The organism is Azospirillum sp. B21, assembly GCF_008364825.1.
Lineage (GTDB): Bacteria > Pseudomonadota > Alphaproteobacteria > Azospirillales > Azospirillaceae > Azospirillum.
The window spans coordinates 18,174-39,294 of sequence record NZ_VTTO01000019.1; the positions used below are offsets into that span (position 1 = coordinate 18,174).

20 protein-coding genes and 1 tRNA gene are annotated in these 21,121 nt (G+C 68.1%); 10 read left to right on the forward strand and 11 right to left on the reverse strand.

Annotated features, from left to right (window positions below):
* Positions 1-32 precede the first annotated feature (32 nt).
* Positions 33-2,603, reverse strand: a complete 2,571-nt coding sequence (gene leuS / locus FZ983_RS28250; protein WP_149227684.1) for a leucine--tRNA ligase — start codon at positions 2,601-2,603, stop codon at positions 33-35.
* A gap of 104 nt (positions 2,604-2,707) precedes the next feature.
* Positions 2,708-3,247, reverse strand: a complete 540-nt coding sequence (locus FZ983_RS28255; protein ID WP_149227686.1) for a DUF3576 domain-containing protein — start codon at positions 3,245-3,247, stop codon at positions 2,708-2,710.
* A gap of 335 nt (positions 3,248-3,582) precedes the next feature.
* Here FZ983_RS28255 and FZ983_RS28260 point away from each other — a divergent pair, with 335 nt between their 5' ends.
* The 3 genes from FZ983_RS28260 (at position 3,583) to FZ983_RS28270 (ending at position 7,689) form a co-directional block, all read left to right on the forward strand.
* Entirely contained in the window at positions 3,583-4,743 is a 1,161-nt protein-coding gene (locus FZ983_RS28260; RefSeq protein WP_149227688.1) for a porin, read from the forward strand.
* A 313-nt stretch (positions 4,744-5,056) separates the two neighbouring features.
* Positions 5,057-6,139 (forward strand): porin, encoded by a 1,083-nt coding sequence (locus FZ983_RS28265; protein ID WP_149227690.1) that lies wholly within the window; start codon positions 5,057-5,059, stop codon positions 6,137-6,139.
* Between the two features lie 461 nt (positions 6,140-6,600).
* Positions 6,601-7,689 carry a porin gene (locus FZ983_RS28270; protein WP_149227692.1) on the forward strand — a complete coding sequence of 363 codons (1,089 nt, stop codon included), beginning with the start codon at positions 6,601-6,603 and terminating at the stop codon, positions 7,687-7,689.
* Between the two features lie 70 nt (positions 7,690-7,759).
* Here FZ983_RS28270 and FZ983_RS28275 read toward each other — a convergent pair whose 3' ends face one another.
* A complete protein-coding gene (locus tag FZ983_RS28275; protein WP_149227694.1) occupies positions 7,760-8,347 on the reverse strand; it encodes a hypothetical protein in 588 nt (195 codons plus the stop codon).
* Positions 8,348-8,516: 169 nt separating this feature from the next.
* Between FZ983_RS28275 and FZ983_RS28280 the strand changes: the two genes are divergently transcribed.
* A complete protein-coding gene (locus FZ983_RS28280) occupies positions 8,517-9,260 on the forward strand; it encodes a YggS family pyridoxal phosphate-dependent enzyme (protein ID WP_247884015.1) in 744 nt (247 codons plus the stop codon).
* Between the two features lie 12 nt (positions 9,261-9,272).
* Here FZ983_RS28280 and FZ983_RS28285 read toward each other — a convergent pair whose 3' ends face one another.
* The 3 genes from FZ983_RS28285 to ribA all read right to left on the reverse strand — a co-directional run bounded on the left by FZ983_RS28285 (position 9,273) and on the right by ribA (position 12,254).
* Positions 9,273-9,806: a L,D-transpeptidase family protein gene (locus FZ983_RS28285; RefSeq protein ID WP_149227696.1), complete on the reverse strand. Its 534-nt coding sequence runs from the start codon at positions 9,804-9,806 to the stop codon at positions 9,273-9,275.
* Complete coding sequence (locus tag FZ983_RS28290; RefSeq protein ID WP_149227698.1) at positions 9,803-10,780, reverse strand: hypothetical protein; 978 nt, start codon at positions 10,778-10,780, stop codon at positions 9,803-9,805. The genes FZ983_RS28285 and FZ983_RS28290 overlap by 4 nt, the downstream gene beginning before the upstream one ends.
* 217 nt (positions 10,781-10,997) lie before the next feature.
* Positions 10,998-12,254, reverse strand: coding sequence for a GTP cyclohydrolase II (gene ribA, locus FZ983_RS28295; protein WP_149227700.1), 1,257 nt, complete (start codon positions 12,252-12,254; stop codon positions 10,998-11,000).
* Between the two features lie 188 nt (positions 12,255-12,442).
* Between ribA and FZ983_RS28300 the strand changes: the two genes are divergently transcribed.
* Together FZ983_RS28300 and FZ983_RS28305 are read left to right on the forward strand one after the other, a co-directional pair.
* Complete coding sequence (locus FZ983_RS28300; protein ID WP_149227702.1) at positions 12,443-12,973, forward strand: glycosyl transferase; 531 nt, start codon at positions 12,443-12,445, stop codon at positions 12,971-12,973.
* 143 nt (positions 12,974-13,116) lie between these two features.
* On the forward strand, positions 13,117-13,830 hold the full coding sequence (locus tag FZ983_RS28305; protein WP_149227704.1) for a response regulator transcription factor: 714 nt from the start codon (positions 13,117-13,119) through the stop codon (positions 13,828-13,830).
* 30 nt (positions 13,831-13,860) lie between these two features.
* Here FZ983_RS28305 and FZ983_RS28310 read toward each other — a convergent pair whose 3' ends face one another.
* Entirely contained in the window at positions 13,861-14,622 is a 762-nt protein-coding gene (locus tag FZ983_RS28310) for a hypothetical protein (RefSeq protein ID WP_149227706.1), read from the reverse strand.
* Positions 14,623-14,883: 261 nt separating this feature from the next.
* Here FZ983_RS28310 and FZ983_RS28315 point away from each other — a divergent pair, with 261 nt between their 5' ends.
* From FZ983_RS28315 to FZ983_RS28325, 3 genes are all read left to right on the forward strand, one after another.
* Positions 14,884-15,771, forward strand: a complete 888-nt coding sequence (locus tag FZ983_RS28315) for an MBL fold metallo-hydrolase (protein WP_149227826.1) — start codon at positions 14,884-14,886, stop codon at positions 15,769-15,771.
* A gap of 202 nt (positions 15,772-15,973) precedes the next feature.
* Positions 15,974-16,807, forward strand: a complete 834-nt coding sequence (locus FZ983_RS28320) for a DUF882 domain-containing protein (protein ID WP_247884016.1) — start codon at positions 15,974-15,976, stop codon at positions 16,805-16,807.
* Between the two features lie 39 nt (positions 16,808-16,846).
* The gene (locus FZ983_RS28325; protein ID WP_149227710.1) at positions 16,847-17,428 is read left to right on the forward strand and encodes a histidine phosphatase family protein; all 582 of its coding nucleotides are present in this window, start codon (positions 16,847-16,849) and stop codon (positions 17,426-17,428) included.
* Positions 17,429-17,474: 46 nt separating this feature from the next.
* On the opposite strand, the gene xth is transcribed toward FZ983_RS28325, so the two are convergent.
* Positions 17,475-18,269 (reverse strand): exodeoxyribonuclease III, encoded by a 795-nt coding sequence (xth, locus tag FZ983_RS28330; RefSeq protein ID WP_149227711.1) that lies wholly within the window; start codon positions 18,267-18,269, stop codon positions 17,475-17,477.
* A gap of 10 nt (positions 18,270-18,279) precedes the next feature.
* A complete protein-coding gene (locus tag FZ983_RS28335; RefSeq protein ID WP_149227828.1) occupies positions 18,280-18,963 on the reverse strand; it encodes a fumarylacetoacetate hydrolase family protein in 684 nt (227 codons plus the stop codon).
* A 424-nt stretch (positions 18,964-19,387) separates the two neighbouring features.
* Here FZ983_RS28335 and FZ983_RS28340 point away from each other — a divergent pair, with 424 nt between their 5' ends.
* Positions 19,388-19,882: a MarR family transcriptional regulator gene (locus tag FZ983_RS28340; RefSeq protein ID WP_247884017.1), complete on the forward strand. Its 495-nt coding sequence runs from the start codon at positions 19,388-19,390 to the stop codon at positions 19,880-19,882.
* A gap of 187 nt (positions 19,883-20,069) precedes the next feature.
* Here FZ983_RS28340 and FZ983_RS28345 read toward each other — a convergent pair.
* A tRNA-Ser gene (locus FZ983_RS28345) sits at positions 20,070-20,160 on the reverse strand.
* Between the two features lie 81 nt (positions 20,161-20,241).
* Entirely contained in the window at positions 20,242-21,039 is a 798-nt protein-coding gene (locus FZ983_RS28350) for an alpha/beta hydrolase (protein WP_149227715.1), read from the reverse strand.
* Between the last annotated feature and the right edge of the window lie 82 nt (positions 21,040-21,121).

The following is a 21,121-nucleotide window of genomic DNA, read 5'->3' on the forward strand; positions in this document are numbered from 1 at the left end:
GCCGGATCGGGCTCCGGCGGTACGGTCTGGTATCAGACGACGACATTGATCACCCGGTTCGGGACGACGATGACCTTGCGGGCCGGCTTGCCGTCCATGGCACGCTGGACGTTGGCATCGGCAAGCGCCGCCTGCTCCGCCGCATCCTTGTCCATGTCGCGCGGCAGCTCCAGCGTGGCGCGCAGCTTGCCGTTGACCTGGACCGCGACCTTGACGCTGTCCTCCACCACCAGGGCGGGGTCGGCCTCCGGCCAGGGCTGGTCGGCCAGCAGGGTGGAGTGACCCAGCTGCGCCCACAGCTCCTCGCCCAGGTGCGGCATCATCGGACCGACGAGGCGGACCAGCGACTCGAAGCCCTCGCGCAGGACCCAGGCCTCGCCCTCGCCCTTGCCGTCCAGCTCGCCCAGCGCATTGGATAGTTCGCGGACGCGGGCGACCGCCTTGTTGAAGCGGAACTTGTCCAGATCCTCCGACACGCCGGCGATGGTCTTGTGGACCAGACGGCGGGCGGCCTCGGCCTTCGGGCCGAACGACTGAGGCGCGGGCGTGCCGGCGGCGGGCAGTTCCACCGGCGCCTCGGTCACCATCCGCCACAGGCGGTTGATGTAGCGCCAGGCGCCGTCGATGCCGGCCTCGGTCCACTCCAGATCGCGTTCCGGCGGGCTGTCGGACAGCATGAACAGGCGGGCGGCGTCGGCGCCGTAGGTGCCGATGATGTGCGCCGGGTCCACCACGTTCTTCTTGGACTTCGACATCTTCTCGACGCGGCCGACATTGACCGGCGCGCCGCTGTCGGCCCGGACCCACTCGCCCTTGTCGTTCCTGGTCAGGTCGGTCGGGGCCAGCCAGGCGCCGGTGCCGGCGTCCTTGTAGGTCTCGTGGTTGACCATGCCCTGGGTGAACAGGCCGGTGAACGGCTCGTCCAGGTTCAGGTAGCCGCAGGTCTTCAGCGCGCGCGTCCAGAAGCGGCTGTAGAGCAGGTGCAGGACCGCATGCTCGATGCCGCCGATATACTGGTCGACGCCCAGCCAGTAATCGACGGACTCGCGGGTGAAGGCCGCATCCTCCGTCTTCGGCGAGCAGAAGCGGGCGAAATACCAGGACGACTCGATGAAGGTGTCGAAGGTGTCGGTCTCGCGCAGCGCCGGCTTGCCACAGGTCGGGCAGTTGGTGTGCTTCCAGGTCGGATGATGGGCCAGCGGGTTGCCGGGCTTGTCGAAGGTCACGTCCTCCGGCAGCACGACCGGCAGCTGGTCGTCCGGAACCGGGACGATGCCACACGACTCGCAATGGATGACCGGGATCGGGCAGCCCCAATAGCGCTGGCGCGATACGCCCCAGTCCCGCAGGCGGTACTGGGTGGTGCGCTCGCCCTGGCCCGCCGCCTCCAGCCGCTTGCCGGCTTCTTCCTTCGCCGACTCGGTGTCGAGTCCGTCGAGGAAGGCGGAGTTCCGCAGCACGCCGGGGCCGGTGTAGGCCTCGGTTCCGACCTCGAACGCGGCCGGGTCGGCGTCGGCGGGGATCACCACCGGACGGACCGGCAGGTTGTACTTGCGGGCGAAATCCAGGTCGCGCTGGTCATGCGCCGGGCAGGCGAAGATTGCGCCCGTGCCGTATTCCATCAGCACGAAGTTGGCGACATAGACCGGCAGCTCCCACGACGAATCGAAGGGATGCACAACCTTCAGGCCGGTGTCGAAGCCGCGCTTCTCCGCCGTCTCGATCGCCTCCTCGCTGGTGCCCAGCCGGTTGCACTCGGCGATGAACTCGGCCAGTTCCGGGCTGGAGGCGGCCAGCTCGGCCGCCAGCGGGTGATTCGGGGAGATCGCGGCGAAGGAGGCGCCGAACAGCGTGTCGGGCCGGGTGGTGAAGACCTCCAGCTCCTCCTCGCGACCCTTGATCTTGAAGCGGAAACGGACGCCGGTGGACTTGCCGATCCAGTTCTCCTGCATGATGCGGACACGCTCGGGCCAGCGGTCCAGCGTCTCCAGGCCCTTCAGCAGGTCTTCGGCATAGGCGGTGATCTTCAGGAACCACTGCGACAGCTTGCGCTTCTCCACCAGCGCGCCGGTGCGCCAGCCGCGGCCGTCGATCACCTGCTCGTTGGCGAGAACGGTGTTGTCCACCGGGTCCCAGTTCACCCAGGATTCCTTGCGGTAGGCCAGGCCCGCCTTCAGGAAATCCAGGAACATCTTCTGCTCGTGGCGGTAATACTCCACGTCGCAGGTGGCGATCTCGCGGTCCCAGTCGATGGACAGGCCCATCGTCTTCAGCTGCCCGCGCATGGTCGCGATGTTCTCGCGCGTCCAGGCGGCGGGATGGACCTTCTTCTCCAGCGCGGCATTCTCGGCCGGCAGGCCGAAGGCGTCCCAACCCATCGGATGCAGGACGTTGAAGCCCTTGGCGCGCTTGAAGCGCGCGATCACGTCGCCGATGGTGTAGTTGCGGACGTGGCCCATGTGGATGCGCCCCGACGGATAGGGGAACATCTCCAGCACATAGTATTTGGGCCGGGAGGCGTCCTCGCGCGCGGTGAAACAGCCCTTGCCGTCCCACACGCCCTGCCACTTCGCCTCGGTTTCCTTGACATTATAACGCGACATGAGCGCGACGCCGTTTTCCGTTGTACCAGATGCTCGAAGACTTGCCCGACAGTCGGACCGGCCTTGAGGACCGCCTTGAGGAGCGCCTCGGGCCGGCCGCCGCGTCAGCGGGCGGCGGCGTTCTGCGACACGCGAAGCTGCCGGGCGCGGGTCAGCACCGCATCCTCCAGCTGGCCGGCGGTCTCCGGACCGACGTTGATGTCGCGCCAGTCGTTGCCCGTCCGCTGCTGCTTGAACACCGAAACCCGGACGCCGTCGGCGCGCAGCTGGCGGTCCATGATGTAGAGGTTGACCTTGAACCGCTCGTTCGGCGAATCGGGCGGGGTGTACCAGTCGGTCAGGATCACGCCGCCGAACGGATCGGCCGAGGCGATCGGCATGAAGGAGAGCGTGTCGAGCGAGGCGCGCCACAGGAAGCTGTTGACGCCGATGCCGCCGGCGCTGTCCTGGTCGCCGCCGCGCTTGTTCTTGCCGAACAGGTTCAGGCCGCCGTCGGTGCCGAGCAGGCTGCCGAACTTGTAGTCCTTGTTCTTCATCTGCTCTTCGACGGTTTCGGTCTTGCCGCCCCAGCTTGCGCAGCCGGCGATCGAGACGGAAGCCGCGAGCAGTACAGGGACAAGGCGAAGGGCGGTCGAACGGCGCATGGTCGGGAACCCGGTTCAGAAAAGGGGTTGCCGCGCGCGAGTCACGCGCGGAATGCCGGTGAACAGACCATAAGTGGACGGCCCCACGCAACAGCGGATGCGTCTTTGCCCCGCCCCGCCACAACAGGACGACAACAGTCCGCTCCTGCCCTGCTCGACTGTGGCGGGCGGGCCGGAGCCCCCCTTCTTAGTGTGCTCCGTGCGACACACTGTCCCCCCAATGCAGCAATCCCGGAGATTTGCCGCTTGCTGGCAAGGGCCGGGGTGCGTACGAAAGTCTCAGCCAGGACGTCAACCAGGCTGAAACATCTGCTGCCAGGATGGAGGCAACAATCATGAACCGTTATCTGCTGGCCGGCGCTGCCGCCGCTGCTCTCGCTCTCGGTGCTGGCGCTGCCAACGCCCAGGCCAAGTTCGAAGTCAAGGTTGGCGGCGACGCCTACTTCGAAGCCGGCTACGTCGATCAGGATCTGGACGCCGGCCTGCGCTCGACCGAGTTCCGCAACCGTCTGCGTATCAACATCATCCCGTCCGCCAAGGCCGACAACGGCCTGGAATACGGTGCCCGTCTGCGCTTCCGCGCGAACGCCGGTGCCAACAACGGCCGCACCACCGACGCTGACCGCGCGTACATCTTCGCGCAGGGCACCTTCGGCCAGGTCCGCCTGGGCGTGACCAACTCCTTCAACGACGAGACCTACGTCTCGGCCCCGACCGACTACCTGCCGCTCGGCCTGGTCGATCAGGTCCAGAACTGGTTCGGCCCGAACACCAACATCGGTGGCAACGGCCCGGCCTCGACCGTTACCGGCAACAGCATCATTTGGCCGTCGCTGAACGCCGATGCCAACGCCACGAAGATCGTCTACTTCTCGCCGCGTTTCGCCGGTCTGCAGCTGGGCGCCAGCTACACCCCGCGTAACGACAGCTCGCACACCGACGTGAACCGTACCGACACCATCGGCACCTTCGCCGCCGGTGGCAACGGCACCTACCAGGACATGGTGGAAGTCGGCGCGAACTACAACAACACCTTCGGTGGCGTGACCGTCAAGGCCAGCGCCGGCTACATGTGGGGTGAGGCCGTCGGCAACGTCGCCGGCTCCAACTACAAGGACCTGAACGGCTGGCAGGCCGGTGCCACCGTCGGCTACGCTGGCTTCAGCGTTGGCGGCAGCTACACCGACTACGGCAAGTCGGGCCTGAACGACCGCGCCGGTCTGTTCACCGAGAACACCCGTAACTGGGTTGTCGGTGCTCAGTACACCACTGGCCCGATCGTCGTCGGCGCCAACTACAAGAACGGCAAGGACGCCGGCTCGGTGGCCCTGCGTGGCGACCGCGAGCTGCAGGTCTACGAAATCGGCGTCGGCTACACCGTCGCTCCGGGCCTGACCCTGCAGGCTCAGTACGACTACTTCGACCTGGACGCCGAGACCTCGGCTCTCAGCGACAAGGGCAACGTCGTGCTGGTCCGCTCGATCCTGGCGTTCTAATCGGTCTTCCGATCAGACGTCCGGCAACGGACAAGAAGGGCGGTGGCTTCGGCCACCGCCCTTTTTTCTTGCGCATTTTCCAGGCAGGCCGCCCAAAATCAGGGCTGCGAATGTGCCAGAAATTCGGCACGTCCTAATTCCTATTATATATCAACAGGTTAACTGTGTGCTTTTGTTGCAACTGTGTTGCGGACGCGTGGAAGCGCTGCAGTTTGCCTCTTGCCGGCCGAAACAGCGCACGGTTAAGTCATAGCTACAAAGACAACCGCGCGCTCCCGCTCATACGGGGCGTACGCACAAGGATGGACAATCCATGAAGCGCTCTCTCGTCATCGGCTGCGCCGCCGTTGCCCTCGCCGCCGGCTGCGGCACCGCCTCGGCCCAGTCCAAGTTCGACATCCTGATGGGCGGCGACGCCTTCTTCCAGGGCGCCTATGTCGACCAGGACAACGACAACGGCCTGCGCAAGACCGAGTTCGCCAACCGCTTCCGTCTGACCATCACCCCGACGGCCAAGGCCGACAACGGTCTGGAATACGGTGCCCGCCTGCGTCTGCGCGCCGCCAACGGCACCAGCAACGTCCGCACCACCGACGCCGACCGCGCGTTCATCTTCGTGAACGGCACCTTCGGTTCGGTGCAGGCTGGCGTGACCAACGGCCCGTCGGACGACTCGGGCGTCATCGGTCCGAACGTCGACGGCATCTCGGGCAGCCCGGACGGCTTCTACAGCAGCTATTACGGCGTCACCACGCTCCCGTATGTCGCGTATAACCTCCGCACTCTGGAGTCGGGCGACGCCAGCACCAAGATCGTCTACAGCACCCCGAGCTTCGCCGGCTTCAAGCTGTCCGCCGCCTACACCCCGACCTACGGCAGCAGCAACACCGACGTGAACCGTCGCAAGAACGTCACCTATAACGACATGGGCGAAGTCCAGGCTGCCTATAAGGGCACCTTCGGCAGCATCGGCCTGGAAGCGAGCGTCGCCTACCAGTTCGCCAGCGCTCCGTCGGGCGTGGAAGACCTGTCGTCGGTCCATACCGGCGCCACCCTCACCTATGGCCCGTTCGCCATTGGCGGCAGCTACGCCTTCAGCGGCGACAGCGGCTATGCCACCGGCACCCGCGGTGTGGACGACCAGCAGGTCTGGCTTGTCGGTGCCCAGTACACCCTGGGTCCGGTCATCCTGGCCGCCACCTACACCGACATGAAGGGCATCGACAGCGGCTTCGTCGGCCTGAATTCCCGCGCCCATGTCTATCAGGCCGGCGTGACCTACACCGTCGCCCCCGGCCTGACCACGGGCCTGGAGTACAGCTACGTCGACAACAAGGTCGGCGGCGTGAACAACGACGCCAACATCGTTCTGTGGGACACCCGCTTCTCCTTCTAAGGGGCAGGCTTCCTGGCAGCAAACGCGAGGGCGGCGGAGAAATCCGCCGCCTCTTTTTATGTCCGCTCCGGCGGACTTTTTCATGTGCGCAGCCCGGACGGCGAGGCTCCGCAACATGACGGCCATTCGATCAAAGCAGAGCTTACGCTCCAGCCGTTTATTTTTGCCCGCAACAGCCATGCCATCGCTCTCCATCAAGTGGATTACCCCATCCGAGTGACATTGCGGTGATATCCGATGAAGTCATCACTGAAACAGGAGCGGCCGCTTAGCGCCCGAAGCAACATGGTCCGGGATTCCGTGTTTTCCGCGCAACTGTGTCTGGATTGCGAAGACTGCACGTCTCTTTGCCGCTTGCCGGTCCTCGGGGTGCGGGATTAAGTCATGGTGTACAAAGACACCGCTGGCACCCCGGGATCGCAATCAGGACCGCCGGGATGCATGCATCGAGGATGACATCCATGAAGCGTTCTCTCGTCATCGGCTGCGCCGCTGTTGCCCTCGCCGCCGGCTGCGGCACCGCCTCGGCCCAGTCGAAGTTCGACATCCTGCTGGGTGGCGACGCCTACTTCCAGGGCGCCTACGTCGACCAGGACATCGACACCGGCCTGCGCCAGACCGAGTTCGCCAACCGCTTCCGCCTGACCATCACGCCGACGGCCAAGTCCGACAACGGCCTGGAATACGGCGCCCGCCTGCGCCTGCGTGCCGCCGGCGGCACCGGCAACAATCGCAGCACCGACAGCGACCGCGCGTTCATGTTCGTGAACGGCAGCTTCGGCACGATCCAGGCCGGCGTGATCAACGGCCTGTCGGACGAATACGGCATCATCGGCCCGAACGTCGAAGGCATCGAAGGGTCGCCGGACGCCCAGTACCTGAACTACTACGTCAACGCCAACGGCGCCCCCTATGTGCTGGGCAGCCTGCGCACGCTGGAGTCGGGCGACGCCAGCTCCAAGATCATCTACCTGTCGCCGAGCTTCTCCGGCTTCCAGGTCGGTGCCGCCTACACGCCGACCTACGGCAGCAGCAACACCGACGTGAACCGCGTCAAGAACAGCACCGCCTACCGCGACATGGCCGAAATCCAGGCCACCTACAAGGGCGAGTTCAGCGGCTTCGGCGTGGAGGCGAGCGCCGCCTACCAGTTCGCCAAGGCGGCCAGCGGGCTTGAGGATCTGTCCTCGGTCCATGTCGGCGCCAACGTGTCCTACGCCGGGTTCAAGGTCGGCGGCAGCTATGCCTTCAGCGGCGACAGCGGTTATGCCACCGGCACCCGCGGCGTGGACGACCAGCAGGTCTGGATCGTCGGCGTCAACTACACCATGGGGCCGGTCATCCTGGCCGCCAACTACACCGACGCCCAGGGCATCGACAGCGACTTCGCCGGCTTGAATTCCCGCGCCCATGTCTGGCAGGCCGGCGTGACCTACACCGTTGCCCCGGGCCTGACCACCGGTCTGGAATACAGCTATCTCGACAACAAGGTCGGCGGCGTGAGCAACGACGCCAACATCATCCTGTGGGACACCCGCTTCGCCTTCTGAGCGGCGGGTTCCGGACCGGAAACGAAGAAGGCGGCGGAGCGATCCGCCGCCTTTTCGTTTTTCAGGCCGCTCACTTCTTCGGGGCGGATTTGGGCGGCTCCGATTTGGCGCTCTTGTCCGCGGTCTCGCACATCATGAACAGCACCGACGATTCCAGCGGCGTCCAGACCAGCAGATAGCGCGACTTCTCGCGATCGGCGAGGAAGGCGATGGTCTCGGGATCGGTCACCGCCTTGGGATGGATTTCACCCAGCAGATAGCCGATGCGGCCATAGTTGGCCATCGTGCCCTGGAAGATGAAGTCCAGCCGCTCCTGGTCGTCCTTGGCAACCTCCCAGCCGAACTGCTCCTGGCGCACGCAACGGCGGCCGAATTCGTCCAGGATCTTGTCCATATAGCTGCGGTAGGTGCCGTCATCGGTCAGCGGATAGGCCGGCTCGCTGAAGCGGACCTTGGTCATCGGCGACCCCGCCATGACCTTGGCCTTCCCCTGCTTGCCGGTGGGCTTCGCCGGTGCCGCAGCCTTCGGTGCAGGTTTCGCGTGCTCTTCGGCGCGGACGGGGGTAGCGGCGATCAGGCCGGCGGTCAATGCCGCCGGCAAGGCGGCCGCGGCGGCAAGCAGGCTGGCGGAGAGCAGGGAACGAAACGGACTCCGCATGCGGAGGTCTCCTCGATGTGCAGACGATGACGATGCCGGTGCCCCCATCCGGGCGCCCCCGTCCAAGTGCATTGGGTAGGGCGCGTTGGGGCGCTTGCGTTTCCGCGGACCGTCCGCTAACACGCCGCGGAAGCGCTGTACACCCGCAGCGACCGGATTGGGGGCGGCCATGACGACGACGCAGGGCACTGGCAAAGATACGCAAACCGGCGGCGAAGCAGGCGGTTCCGCGACGGCGGACGGCGTGACGGCCCGGCTCGACTCGGTGCGCCGCGCCATTGCGGAAACGGCTGCGGCCTGCGGTCGCGGCGAGGGGGTGGTGACGCTGGTCGCGGTGTCGAAGACCCACCCCGCCGAATCGGTGGAGGAAGCCCTGTCGGCCGGCCAGCGCGTGTTCGGCGAGAACCGTGTGCAGGAGGCCAAGGCCAAGTTCCCGGCGCTGAAGGAACGGTTCCCCGATCTGGAACTGCACCTGATCGGGCCGCTGCAGACCAACAAGGTCAAGGACGCCGTCGCGCTGTTCGACGTGATCCAGACCCTGGACCGCCCCAAGCTGGCCGAAGCGCTGGCCGAGGAGATGGCGAAGACAGGCCGCCGGCCGCGCTGCCTCATCGAGGTCAACACCGGCGAGGAGCCGCAGAAGGCCGGCATCGCCCCGGCCGAGGTCGAAGCCTTCCTGGCCGACTGCCGCGACCGTCTGGGGCTGCCGGTCACCGGGCTGATGTGCATCCCGCCGGTGGACGAGGAGCCGGCCATGCATTTCGCCCTGCTGGCGGAGATGGCGCACCGGCTGGGGCTGGCCGAGATCAGCATGGGCATGAGCGGCGACTACGAGACCGCGGTGCGGTTCGGCGCCACCCATGTGCGGGTCGGCACGGCGATCTTCGGCGCGCGCCCCTATCCCGCAGCGTAACCTCCGCCTGCATCATCCCGCCGGTGCGGCGACGCTCAGCGCGCTGCCCGGCCCACAGTCCTTCAGCAGGCGCAGCATGTCATCGGGCGCCAGCGCGACGCAGCCGGCGGTCGGCGTCCGGTCCGGCCGGGTCAGGTGCAGGAACACGGCGCTGCCCAGCCCCGGCACGACCGGGTCGTCGTTGTGCCCCATCACCACCACGATGTCGTAGACATGGTCGTCCCGCCACATCGCCTCGTGGCTGGCGGGATAGGGGCGGAGGACGGGACGGTTGTAGGCCGGATCCTCCGGCGCGTCGCACCAGCCGTCATCCTCGGCGATGGCGCCGAGCGGCAGGCCGGTTTCCGGCGGCGGCAGCCGGTCGGCGCGCCACAGGACACGGCGCAACGGAAAGCGGCCGACCGGGGTGGCGCCGTCGCCCTCCCGCTTGTCGGTTCGCACGCCACCACGGCCGAGCACGCAAGCGACATCGCCGCCGGGCCAGCGCAGACGGCCGGTGGTCGACTCCGCACCGCCGTCCGGCGTCACGACGATCTCGATGCTCATCCCGATACCCGCGTGGTGGTGGTGGCACCCTGGGCCGTTTTGCGCGACTGCTCGTACTTCGCCAGATTGCGCATCATCGTTTCCGACAGCATGTCCGGCGGAACCGGCGCCGGTCCGGCGGGTGCATCGCCGGGCGCGGCGTTGGCGGGCTGGACGGGCGCCCCCTGGTTGCCGTTGGCGGGAGCGGCACCGGCGGCGCGCGCGGCGGCCATGACCGATCCGGGGACCGGTGCTGCGTTGCGGGGCACGCTGTGCTTGGCCAGGGCGGAACTGGCGAGCGGGGTGTCGCGCGCCGGCATCTTGCTGGGGTGCGGCACCGCGCCACCGCCCGCCAGCTGCGCCACCAAGGCCGGCGACGCCTCGGTTGCAGGAGCAGGCGCAGCAGCGGGTGCGGGAGCGGAGAGCTTGACCGGCTGCCCGGTCGCCATGGGGGAGTTCGCAACGGAAGCGGCCGAAGGTGCCGTCGGGCTGGCCGCCAGTGCCGCGGCGAGACCACCCGCGGGCGGTGCTCCCTCCGCGGCCTTGGACGGCTGCTTACCGGACGGATCCGCGGGGGAGCCGGATTTGGCCGGCCCCCCCGAGGCGTCCGCGACGGCCGTGGGGGTGGCGGGATGGTCACCGTCCCCAAAGCCGAGCGAGGCCATGACCGTGTCCCCGACGTCCTTGCCCGTCGATTGCTCGATCACCGCGTTGGCGATCGACGCCATGCCGCCGATGACGCCGCCATACAGGATGTCGCCCATGACCCGCATGGACGGCTGGATGGTGTCGCCGGTGATCTCGCGATAGACGGTGCTGACGATCGGGATGTGCTGCAGCGGGTTGATGATGTCCAGGAAGTCCCAGAAGGACATGTCGCCCTGGATTTCGACCGACCCGCCATTGTGGCCGCCGTCGATGACCGGCGACGCCTTTTCGCGCGGCGCCGGACGATGGACGGCGCTGCTGTCGATGGTGGTGGCGTCGATGGCCATGGGCGGTCTCCCGGCTCGGTGGTCACGACAGGGTACAGCAATCCTCGTGCCAACCGGATCGGTTCCTCCCGGTCCGGAATCCCGCGATTTGGGAGGTTCGGGGTGGTCCGCACCCGGAATCCGATTCCCAGTAGCGGGGGCGATGGCGGATGGCGGCAAGAACTGCCGGGCCGACGGGGCGATTCGTGCCCCGCCAATCCGGCTTACGACATCCGCCTCAGAACATGTGGCCGCTGCGTTCCGCCTTGGTGCGCAGATAGCCTTCGTTGTGGCCGTTGGCGGGGAAGATATGGGCCACCCGCTCCACCACCGCGATGCCGCAACGGGCGAGCTGGCGCAGCTTCTCCGGGTTGTTGGTCATCAGCCGCACGGCCGAGAAGCCCAGCTGGCGCAGCATCTCCGCCGCCGGCAGATAGACCCGCTCGTCCGCTTCGAAGCCGAGGATCTCGTTGGCGTCCACGGTGTCGAACCCGCGGTCCTGGATCCGGTAGGCGCGCAGCTTGTTGACCAGCCCGATGCCGCGCCCCTCCTGCGCCAGATACAGCAGCACGCCGCTGCCCTGCCGGGCGATCTCGGCGATGGCGCCGCGCAGCTGGTCGCCGCAGTCGCAACGCAGGGAGCCGAGCAGGTCGCCGGTGAAGCACTCGGAATGCAGGCGGGCCAGCACCGGCTGATCCGGATCGGGATCGCCGATGACGATCGCCAGATGCTCCGGCCCGCCATCGGCCGGGCGGAAGGCGTAGATGCGCGTGTTCTCCGACCCCACCAGCGGCACCCGCGCGTCGGCGACGCGACGCAGGGTGCGCACCACATGGACACGGTAATCGCCGACGTCCGACGCCCGAACCAGCAGCAGGTCGTTTTCCGCAGCCCAGTCCGCTGCGCTCACACCGGCCGCCGGGCCGGAGGACGGCAGGTCGGCGGTGATGGCGGCGGGAAGCAGGCGGGCCAGACGGGCGAGATCGACGGCGGCGGCCTCGCGGCTACCGGGACGGGCGTCGACGACGGTCAATCCGGCCGGCAGCGCGCCCTGCGCCTGCGGGTGCTGTTCGGGATCGGCCAGCGCATGCGCCTGATCGGCGGTCAGCCCGCCGGGCCGGTCGAGCGCCATGGCGCCGAAGCTTTCGGTGGAGGACCCCGGCGCCTGATCGCCGGCGATGTCGCTCACCGGCTGCGCCGCGTCGGCGGAGGCAAGCCCCAGCACCACGGCCCGGCGGCGGGTGACCACCAGCCGCGGCGTGCCGCCGGTCAGCGCCTTCAGCCGTTCCACCGCGTCGAGCGCCACCGATTCCACCGACACCGCCGCGCCGACGGTGCCGTCGGCGGTCTCGATCGCCACGACCTCGCCACGGCGCAACGCGGCAAGCGCCCGGTCGACGGCGCGCACGGCAGCCTCGTCGATGGGCGCGGAGGAAGCCGCGGGTGCGGACAGGGTGGCCGTCGTGGTGGTGTCGGTCGGGTGTTCGGCTTGCATCGTCAGCGGCTTTGCGTAGCGGGAGCGCCGGTTTCGGCGCAAGAACGGGACATGGTGCGTTCGGCGGCCGAAGCAAAGCGCAGGTGGCGCGCCCCTGTCCAGCGATTCCCGCGCGCCACACCGTTGCCGAAGGCGCAACGATCCCGCTAGCCTGCCCCGATCTTACCCTCATCCGGAGCCCCCGCCCCGTGACGATCCAGCCCCTGCCGCCCCACGAGTCCCCCGCCGCCCTCCATGCGGTGATGCCGGCCGGGCTTCCCGCCGACGCCTATGGCCGCCGCATGGTCGAGGTGCTGCGCGCCGCCGGGGCCGGCATGACGGTCCACGCCCTGCCCGGCCCGTACCCGCAGGTCGATCCGTCGGCGATTCTGGCGGCCGACATCGCCCTGGCCCGGCTGCCCGACGGCGCGCCGGTCCTGCTGGACGGCAACGCCCTGTTCAATCTGGCCGCCAGCCTGCCGGCCGACGACCGCCGCCTGCGCTTCGTCGCGCTGGTCGACCGGCTGCACTGGATCGATCCGGACCTGACCGCCGACGAGGCCGCGGTGCGCCGCAACCTGGAACAGGGCGCGCTGTCCCTCATGCGCCGGGTCGTGGTGCCGGACGACGAGACCGCCGCCACGGTGCGGGCGCTGGGGGTTCGGCCGGACCGTGTGGTCCGTGCCGCTGCGGACGATGGCGGTGCCGCGGCGCTGATGGCGGTGCTGGCCGCGCTGTAGGGGCTTGCCCGGTGGCGTTCTGCCCCGCCCTTCTGCCCCGCCCACAAGCCACCACGACAATCCACCGCCGCCATGCTACTAAGGCGCGGCCCCGGCCTTGCCGTCCGGCGGCGCCCGCTTTCCGTTTTCGTGCCGCACGCCCCATGATCCCTGCAAAGCGCATCCTCCTGGTCGATGACGACACCGCCCTGCGCCAGTCGCTGGCGGAACAGCTGCGGCTGCTGGAGGAGTTCGAGACCGAGGAGGCCGGCGACGGCGCCGGGGCATTGAACGCGGTCCGGGCTGGTGCCGCAGCAGGGGCCGCGGGGGCCGGCTTTTCCGCCATCCTGCTCGACGTCGGGCTGCCGGACATGGACGGACGCGATGTCTGCAAGCTGCTGCGGCGCGAGGGCGTGCGCTGCCCCATCATCATGCTGACCGCATCGGCCAGCGATGCAGACACCATCCTGGGGCTGGAATCCGGCGCCAACGACTATGTGACCAAGCCCTTCCGCCTAGGGGTGCTGATCGCCCGGCTGCGCGCCCAGCTGCGCCAGTTCGAGCAGACGGAGGACGCCGTCTTCGCCATCGGCCCCTACAGCTTCCGCCCTGGCGCCAAGCTGCTGCTGGACGAGGCCACCAACAGGAAGATCCGGCTGACCGAAAAGGAAACGGCGATCCTGAAATACCTGTACCGGGCCGGCGATCTGGTGGTGGGTCGCGAAACCCTGCTGGGAGAGGTCTGGGGCTACAACGCCGCGGTCACCACCCACACGCTGGAGACCCACGTCTACCGCCTGCGCCAGAAGATCGAAGCCGATCCGTCCAACGCCCGCATCCTGGTGACGGAGCCCGGCGGCTACCGGCTGGTGCCGTAAGCAGCGTTACCGCGCTCAGCAGGTCGCAGTTCAGCGTCGCCCGCAAGGGGCCAGCCCTCGCCGGCTTCCCCGTTCGGCGATGGTGACTTCGCCGGCGAAGCCCAGCCAGCGCTGGCGTTCGCGCTCCCCCGATGGATGCCGGCCCAGCCGCGCGGCGCCGAGGCCGATGGCGGACGGCCCGCCCCACAGGCCGCGGCCGCGGGGCACCACCGGAAGCAGACGCAGCTTGCGCCCGACGATCGCCATCCTGCGGCGCCAGTGACTGACGTCATGCGGCGATACGCCGACGCGGCGTGCGATCTCGCGGTCGGACAGCAGAGCGCTGCCGGGGTCCTGCAGCAGGTCCAGCACGGCACGGCGCTTGTCGGTGTCGGCGTGGCGGGAATGCTTGCGCTCCAGCGCCTTGCCCATGTCCCACAGCTTTTCCGCCGTCTCACGCGCCAGGGTGCGCCAACGGTCGGCCTCCTCGCGCTGGCGGTCGGCATCGCCCGACGCCTTGTCGAGCTGGCGGCGCAGGGTGGCGAGTTCCAGTTCCAAATCCTTCACCTGCCGGCGCAGGCCCCGGACAAGTTCGTCCGGCGGCGGCGGCGGGGCCGGCGCACCGGCGGGCTCGGCGGCAGGAGGCGGTTCGGGGAATGGGGGCATCGGCGTGCGTGCGCGCTCCGCAAGGTCGCGGAAGGACAGGCCGGCGCGCGACAGCATGATCCGGGCGGCGCGCAGTGCGGACAGCGCCTCGCCCTGATGCTCCGACTCGGCCATGGCGAGGACTTTGGCGAGCTTGTCAGGATCCATCCGCGTCGGGTTCCGCCGGAGCCGGTCCCCACCCGCGCGGGGACCCTGGTAAGTCATGCCGCGCAATGCGCGACGAGCCCCAACCTACCACATCTTATGGGTTTGGACAGGTGCCCTTCGTGGGTCGTCGACTCGCGGTCCGCCCGTTCGAAAGGCGCGCCACCAATCAACACCCCGTCCGTAAGGGGAACCGCTGGAAGAGTGACTGGGGTAAGAGATTTGCTAGACTTGGACAAGCGGGATCGCCACCATGGCGCCGTCATGACCGTCCGTAATACGATCGATTCCGTTCCCCCGCCCGCCCTGGAAGAGGCCGGCGGCACGTCCCCTTTCACCGTCCGCTTCTGGGGGGTGCGCGGCAGCATCGCGTCGCCCGGGCCGACAACCATCCGCTATGGCGGCAACACCGCCTGCATCGAGGTCCGCTGCGGCGGCGCCCACATCGTCTTCGACTGCGGCACCGGCATACGCCCGCTCGGCGAGTCGCTGGCTAGGGGCGGCGGGCCGGTGGACATCGACCTGCTGCTGACCCACAGCCATCTCGATCACATCTGCGGCCTGCCCTTTTTCGCCCCCGCCTTCGATCCGGGCAGCAGGCTGCGGCTGTGGGCCGGACACCTGCCGCCGGAGCGGCCCTTCCGCACCGTGCTGTCGGACATGATGACGGCGCCGCTGTTCCCGGTGCCGGTGGAGATCTTCCGTGCCGACTGCCAGTTCCGCGACTTCCAGGCCGGCCAGACGCTGGAGCCGGCGCCGGGCGTGGTGGTGCGCACCTGCGCGCTGAACCATCCCGACGGCGCAACCGGCTATCGGGTGGAGCATGGCGGCCGCAGCCTGTGCGTCCTGACCGACACCGAACATCCGACCGAGGGGCGCGACCCGGTGATCCTCGATCTGCTGCTGGGTGCCGACCTGATGGTGTATGACAGCACCTACACCGATGCCGAATACCCGGCACGCATCGGCTGGGGCCATTCGACCTGGCAGGAGTGCCTGCGGCTGGCCAACGCCGCCGGCGTCGGTCGCGCGGTGATCTTCCACCACGACCCCGCCCGCACCGATGACGAACTGGACGCGATTGCGGCAGAGGCGGAAGCGATGCGACCGGGATCGCTGGTGGCCCGCGAAGGGATGGAACTGTCCCTGTAAGACCTCCCTCCGTCCGGGTTGAGGTCCGAAAAATCTTTCCATCCCTGAAAAGCGCTTGTGCGTGTCGAATGCGCCACAGGTTGCTTTGTCACACTGGCCTCTTGTGACATTCTTGGTATTAGATCGGGCCTGCAACCCCGCCACGATTGGGGCGGGCGGGGATCGTTGGGGCGTGCAAAGCTTGGGGGGAAGAGCGATGCGCATGACCGGTCGTGCCTTTGGTGTGCTTGCCGTCCTGACCGTCGCGACGCAGCTTGGCGGCTGCGCCACCGCGCCGCCGCTGGAAAGCGCAAAGCTTGACGGCTCCCCGCGCAGCGTGGTCCTGCACCACCCGGCCAGTGGCGAATCGGTTTCCGTCACCTACTGGCGTCCCGGCGACGGCTATGACCCAGCGGCGATGCGCGAGATCTCCGTGCTGTTCCGCGACCGCCGCAGCGACGAGGCGATCCCGATCGACCCGGCCCTGGTCGACATGCTGGTGGAGCTTCGCCAGCGCGTGGGCGCAGCGCCCGAGTCGCCGATCCGCATCACCTCGGGCTACCGGTCGGGCGCCACCAACGCCAGCCTCGCCCGCAGCAACCCGAACGTCGCCGAGAACTCCTACCACCTGCGCGGACAGGCGGCGGACTTCTCCATCGCCGGCGTGCCTCCGGCCCGGCTGGCGGAGGAGGCGGCGGCGATGCAGCGCGGCGGCTATGCGATGTACGCCCACACCGGCCATGTCCATGTCGACACCGGCCCCTTCCGCACCTGGACGCCGAAAACCGGCGAGCCGCGTGCGCCGCAGATCCTGGAGGCGCAGGCCCGCGCCCGCGCCAAGGCCCAGGCATTGGCGCTCGCCCAGAAGGCCGGCAACGCGAAGGCGCGCGTGCAGGTGGCCGACGCCGGAGCGAAGCCGGCCAAGGCTCCGGTCAAGTCTCCGGCGAAGGCCCCGGCGGCTCCCGGAGCCAAGGCGCCGCCGCCCGATCTGGCGCGCGTCCGTGTGGCTCTGGCCCAGATCAAGGAAATGCCGGTGCAGAAGCCGGCGAAACGCTAAACTGGGGGCGCCTCCCAACATCCGCGTCCCGGTATCGTCATGACCACCCTGCTGATCCTCCGCCACGGCCCGACCGCCTGGAACGCCGAAGGGCGCATCCAGGGCAGCATCGACGAGCCGTTGTCCGACGCCGGCCGCACTCGGGTCGCCCTCTATCGCCTGCCGCCCGAGTCGGCCGGTTTGCGCTGGGTCGCCAGCCCGAAGCGCCGCGCCTGGGAAACCGCGCTGCTGCTCGGCCTCGACCCCACGCCGGAACCGCGGATCGTCGAAATGGATTGGGGAGCGTGGGAGGGGCTGCGCACCGAGGATCTGCGCGCCGACGGCCGCATGCCTGCCCGCCACGACCGGCTGGGTCTGGACTACAAGGCCCCCGGCGGCGAGAGCCCGCGCGAGGTGCAGGCCCGCCTGCGCGGCTGGCTGGCCGACCTTGCCGCCGACGGACGCCCGACCGGCGCCGTCGCCCACAACGGAATCCTGCGCGCGCTTTATTCTCTCGCCACCGGCTGGGACATGCGCGACGAGCCGGCAGAGGAGCTGCGCAACGGCTGCGCCCACCTGTTCCGATTGGCGGAGGATGGCACCCCGTCGGTGGTGCGGATGAATATCGGGATGTTGGAGTAGACGGGAGCGGAAGGGGGCCGCGGCGACGCCCCCCCTTCCCCATCGATCAGACGTTCAAATCGACGATCACCGGCACATGGTCCGACGGCTTCGGCTCCCAGCCGCGGGCATCGCGCAACACCTTGATGCCCTGCAGCGCGCCTTCCAGCGGCGGGGTCACCCAGATGTGGTCCAGGCGCCGGCCGCGGTTGGAGGCGGCCCAGTCCTTCGCCCGGTAGCTCCACCAGGTGTAGAGCTTCTCCTCCGGCGGCACGAAGCGGCGCATGGCGTCGACCCAACCGGCCGAGGACTGCATCGCCGCCAGCTTCTCCACCTCGATCGGCGTGTGGGAGACCACCGACAGCAGTTCCTTGTGGCTCCAGACGTCCTGTTCCAGAGGCGCGATGTTCAGGTCGCCGACCAGCACCATGGGACGGTCGGGCGTCCGCTCCGTGCCCAGCCAGTGGGTCATCTCGTCCAAGAACTGGAGCTTGTGGGCGAACTTGTCGTTCACCGCCGGGTCGGGAATGTCGCCGCCGGCAGGGATATAGACGCAGTGCAGTTCGATCCCGCCCGGCAGATGGGCAAGCGCGTGGCGGCAGTCCTGCTTGCCGCACCAGTGCTGGACGTCGTGCGAAGAGAAAGGCAGGCGCGACAGGATGGCGACGCCGTTGTAGCCCTTCATCCCGTGGATGTGGGCGTGGACATAGCCGCGCTCCGCCAGGGGGCCGAGCGGGAAGTCGGCGTCCACCACCTTGGTTTCCTGCAGGCAGATCACGTCCGGCCGCTCCTCCTCCATCAGGCGGAGGAGGAGGTCCAGACGCATGCGGACCGAATTGATGTTCCAGGTCGCGATGCGCATGTCCGGCGGCTCAGGCGATGGTCAGGGTCAGGGTGCCGACGCCCTCGACCTCGCCGGTCAGCACGTCGCCGGCCACCACCGCACCGACGCCCTCCGGCGTGCCGGTGTAGATCAGGTCGCCCGGCTGCAACTCGACCAGCCCGGACAGGTAGGAGATCGTCTCCGCCACCGACCAGATCAGGTCGGACAGGTCGCCCTTCTGCCGCGGCTCGCCGTTCACCTGCAGGGTGACGGCCCCCTTGTCCGGGTGGCCGATGTCGGCGACGGTGCGGATGGCGGAACACGGCGCCGACCGGTCGAAGCCCTTGCCCATGTCCCAGGGCTTGCCTTCCTTCTTGGCGGCGTTCTGCAGGTCGCGCCGGGTCATGTCCAGCCCGACGGCATAGCCGAACACATGATCCAGCGCCCGGTCGACCGGAATGTCGCGGCCGCCGGTCTTGATCGCCACCACCAACTCGATCTCGTGGTGCAGGTTGGCGGTGCGGGGAGGATAAGGAATGGTGGCTCCGTCGGCGACGATGGCATCGGCCGGCTTCATGAAGAAGAAGGGCGGCTCGCGGTCGGGATCGGCGCCCATCTCGCGCGCATGGGCGGCATAGTTGCGGCCGACGCAATAGATGCGGCGCACCGGAAACGGATCGCCGCCCACGACGGGGACGGCCGGCTGGGACCATAGGGGAATGGCGAAGGCCATGACATCGGCTCTCAAGGTAGGGACGCTCCCGAACAGCTAACCCGAAAGCCGCCGACGGACCAAGCGTCCAACCATCCGCCCTGCCCTGCAAAGCAATGTCGATTTCCTGTTCAGGGGAGGGCGACTCGGAGCCCACCGGAGCCCGAAAACGAAGACGCCCGGTCTGGGGGGGACCGGGCGTCGGAAGCTCCGATTCGGGAACCCGCGCGCGGCAGGGGAAACCGCAGGGCGGGCGATCGGCGTCAAATCGGCGTCGACCACTTCTTGACTCTTCAAGATGGAATTTGTATGGGCGCCAACCAATACGTTTCACGCATATCTGGTATGCATATCATGTCCCCCGTGCGGTTCTTGCTGACAAACGTAAGCCTTGCCCGCATTTTATCCGTTCATCCGATAATTCATCCAAAACATGGCATCCACGGTGACTGACAACGAGCGCTCCACCCCAGCCGACCGGCGGTCGCGTCTGCGCCCCGGGAAAAACGGCAAGCTCGCCCTTGGCCCCCTTCCCGAGCTCGTGGGTTACAACCTGCGCAAGGCTCAGGTCGCGGTGTTCCAGAGCTTTCAGAACGCGGTCGCCCCGCACGACATAACGCCCGGTCAGTTCGGCGTGCTGATCATGATTCGGGAGAACGAGGGACTGTCGCAGTCCGACCTGGGCACGGCGGTCGGCATCGACCGGTCGACGATGGTCGCGGTGATCGACCGTCTCGAGTCGCGCGGCCTCGTCGTCCGCGCCCCCTCGCCCAACGACCGCCGCTCCTACGCACTGCGCCTGTCGCCGGAAGGCCAGACGCTGATGGACGACCTGACTCCGCGCGTCCAGGCCCACGACCAGAGCATGGTCAAGGATCTGTCCCCGGAAGAGCAGGCGCAGTTCATCGACTTCCTGCGCCGCGTGTCGCGGGCGAAGTAAGGGGCGTCGCCCCTTCCGTTCCAGGCACCGGAAACGACTGACAGCCCGCTCCGCTCCGGCAATTGCCGGATGTGGGGCGGGTTTTTCTATTTGGAGTATTCGCAGGAACGAAGGCTTTCGGGACCAAAATGAAAAAGGCTCAGCTTTTCAGCCGAGCCTTTTTAGCGGGTCTATCCCGGAAACTTAGTGGCGGAGGGAGAGGGATTCGAACCCTCGATACGCTTTTGACGTATACACACTTTCCAGGCGTGCGCCTTCAACCGCTCGGCCACCCCTCCGTAGAGGCCCGCGTTATAGCCAGAGGTTCGCGGCGATGCAAGCCTCCGTTTCACGCGGGCAACGCTTTTTTTCGTAACGCCTCAAACCACCCCGATTTCATCCACCAGGGCGCCGACGGTGCGGCACAGCAGGTCCAGATCCTGGGCGCGGGACAGGCGGTGGTCGCCGTCCTTCACCAGGGTGACGCGGACATCGTCGCCCGTCAGCGCCTCGGCGATTCGCAGGCTGAGTTGCCAGGGAACGTCGGGGTCGCGCTGACCGTGCAGCAGACGGACGGGACCGCCATAGGGGATGGGACCGCGCAGCAGCAGGTGGTTGCGGCCGTCCTCGATCAGGGCACGGGTGATCGGCTGGGGTTCCGGGCCATAGTCCGACGGGCGGTTCCATACGCCCTGCTCCATGATCTGCCGGCGGACGTCGGCATCGAAGATGTCCCACATCAGGTCTTCGGTGAAATCGGGAGCCGGCGCGATGCCGACCAGCCCGGCCACCCGCTCCGGACGGCGGGTTGCTGCCAGCAGCATCATCCAGCCACCCATGGAGGAGCCGACCAGGATCTGCGGCCCCGTCGTCACCTGGTCCAGCACCGCCAGCGCGTCGTCGGCCCACAGGCCGATGGTGCCGTCGGCGAAACGGCCGCTGGAGGCGCCATGGCCCTGATAGTCGAAGCGGGTGAAGGACAGGCCGCGCTCCACCGCCCAGGCCTCCAGCGTGGTCGCCTTGCCGCCGGTCATGTCGGACATGAAGCCGCCCAGGAACATAACGCCGGGCTTGCCCTGCCCCGATGGACCGGCAGGGGTGTGGTGATAGGCTATGGTCGCCGCACCGCGCGTTAGGCTATGGTGCGCGCCGCCCGGTTGGGCTGCGGTTTCGGTCATACGGTCACCTTCGGCAACGGATACCGGCATACGGTCGGACACCGGTTCGACGGACACCGGCATGCCGGGGCCCGCGGCCGGT